This is a genomic window from Kitasatospora sp. NPDC059088, from assembly GCF_042738155.1.
GTDB lineage: Bacteria > Actinomycetota > Actinomycetes > Streptomycetales > Streptomycetaceae > Kitasatospora.
The window spans coordinates 1-2,448 of record NZ_JBHYGR010000253.1; the positions used below are offsets into that span (position 1 = coordinate 1).

At 73.6% G+C, this 2,448-nt stretch carries 2 protein-coding genes; one reads left to right on the forward strand and one right to left on the reverse strand.

Annotated features, from left to right (window positions below; genetic code table 11):
• The first annotated feature begins 328 nt into the window (after nt 1–328).
• Nucleotides 329–904 (forward strand): TerD family protein, encoded by a 576-nt coding sequence (locus ACFWXO_RS44800; RefSeq protein ID WP_375894205.1) that lies wholly within the window; start codon nt 329–331, stop codon nt 902–904.
• Nucleotides 905–954: 50 nt separating this feature from the next.
• Here ACFWXO_RS44800 and ACFWXO_RS44805 read toward each other — a convergent pair whose 3' ends face one another.
• Complete coding sequence (locus ACFWXO_RS44805; protein WP_380532879.1) at nt 955–2,211, reverse strand: FAD-dependent monooxygenase; 1,257 nt, start codon at nt 2,209–2,211, stop codon at nt 955–957.
• Nucleotides 2,212–2,448: the final 237 nt, after the last annotated feature.

Sequence of the window (2,448 nt, forward strand, 5' to 3'; positions counted from 1 at the left end):
GCGTGCATCGCAAGGCGGAGGAGGGAGCCACTGCGGAGCATTGGTGACCGACGACAACGCGGCGAGGTGCGTGCCCCGGCGTCGCGGACCCGGCAGAATCCAAGAGACAGGCCCTTTGGTCGGACGTATCCTCTCGGCGCTCCGGCCGGTACCGTGATCGGGGTTCGGAGTTCGGAGTTCGCAGGGATCGGGTGGAGGGGATCGGGGGCGATCGGTTCCCGCCGCGGCCCCTGAGAAATCCCCGGGGCGGGGCCCGCCTGCAGGCGGATTCTCGTGATCTCTACAGTGTTGTAGATTCGTCCGCAGGGAGAGATCCGAGGAGGGCATTGTGGGAGTTTCGCTGGCCAAGGGCGGCAACGTCTCGCTGAGCAAGGAGGCGCCCGGACTGAGCGCCGTGATCGTGGGTCTCGGTTGGGACGTCCGCACCACCACCGGAGCCGACTACGACCTGGACGCCAGCGCGCTGCTCTGCAACGCGCTCGGAAAGGTGGTCTCGGACCAGCACTTCGTCTTCTTCAACAACCTCCGCAGCCCCGAGGGTTCGGTCGAGCACAGCGGCGACAACCTGACCGGTGGCGGCGACGGCGACGACGAGCAGATCAAGATCGACCTGGACCGGGTGCCGGCCGACGTCGCCAAGGTGGTCTTCCCGGTGTCGATCTACGACGCCGACGCCCGGCTGCAGAACTTCGGCCAGGTCCGCAACGCCTTCATCCGGGTCGTCAACCAGGCCAACGGCCAGGAGATCGCCCGCTACGACCTCACCGAGGACGCCTCGACCGAGACCGCGATGGTCTTCGGCGAGCTGTACCGCAACGGGGCCGAGTGGAAGTTCCGCGCCATCGGCCAGGGGTACGCCTCCGGTCTGCGCGGCATCGCCACCGACTACGGCGTGAACGTCTGATCGTCTGAAAGCCTTCGGGGCCGGTGCGGCCCCTGCCCGGGCGGGTCGGCTCAGCCGGCCCGCCCGAGCGCGTGCCCGCCGAACCCCGGGCCGCCGCTGAGCTGGCCCTGCCACCAGTCGGCCATCGCCGCTCCGTCCATGACCGACCAGTCCGGCGCCGCGGTGACCTGGGCCCGGCCCAGTGACCGGCCCAGGTCCACCAACTCCCGCCCGGCCGGGGTCCGTTCCCGGTCGTACGCGGCCAGCAGCGGCCCCCAGGAGCGGCCGCCGAGCCGCCGCCCGGCCAGCTCGAAGGTGTGGGCGTCCTGCAGCGCCTTCACCGCGCCGCTGGTGTTGTGCGGGCGGACGACGGTCGCCGCGTCCCCGCCGATCAGCAGGCGTCCGGCGGTGCGGTACGGGACCGCCAGGTCGTAGACGGGCTGCAGCAGGGTCCGTTCGCGCGGGGTCCGCGCGATCACGGCGGCCCAGTACGGGGGCAGCTGGCGTGCGGCGAACTCCCGCATGCCGTCGAGCTGTTCGTCGCCGAGGGCGCCGGCGGCGACGGCCGTCGGGCCGTCCAGGCGCAGCCAGTCCGGGGTGGGTGCGTAGAAGACCCAGTTCACCAGGGTGCTGCCGGGGGCGAGCCCGGGGATGCGGTAGAGCACGACCTGGCCGCCGGGGTAGCAGACGGTGGCGCACTCCTCCTCCGGCCAGGCCGCCGCCCCGCCGGGCAGGTCGTCCAGCAGCGCGGCGTCGTAACTGCCGCGCCAGCACACGTAACCGGCGTACTCGGGCGCGGCCTCCGGGCAGACTGCGGCCCGGACCACCGAGCGGTAGCCGTCCGCGCCGATCACCAGGTCGTACGGGGTGCGGGTGCCGTCGGCCTGTTCCGTCCAGGCACCGCCGCGGTCGCCGCCGACGGCGGTCACGGTGGTGCCCGGCCGGTACTCCACGGCCTCCGGGGTCCGCTCGCGCAGGGTCTGCCAGAGCACCGCCCAGTGGTGCGAGTGGAACGGGAACGGCTGGACCCAGAGCGGCCGTCCGCGGCCGTCCGGTCCGCCGGCCCCGCCGGTCCCGCCGGCCGGCCCCCGGGTGACCCAGCGCCGCACGGTGAGCCGGTGGCGGCGGGTGTCCGGGGGTACGTGGCCGGCGTCGACCAGTTCGGCGAAGCGGTCGTTGTGGGTGCAGATCCCCAGGCCGCGGTCCTCCAGCCGTCCCGGGCTGCGTTCCAGCACCACGACCCGTTCGGCGCCCAGCCGGGCCGCCGCCCCCGCGAAGGCGCTTCCGGCGATGCTGCCACCGACCACGGCCACCGAGCCACCCCGCACGGGCGTCCCCTTCCACGAGCCCCGTGAGGCCGGGAAGGGTCTTCCGGGCCCTTTGCGCAGGGAGTCGACGATACGCGGCGCGGCGCGAGTGCGGAGGGTAATGCGGCCGTTACGGCGGAGCTGCCGGTTGCGGGGGGGGGGGGACACATTGAATTACCGCCCCCCCCCCCCCCCCCAAACGGGGCCCAAACCCCGGCCCCCCCCCCCCCCCCCCCCCCCCCCGACCGAGAGAGAGGG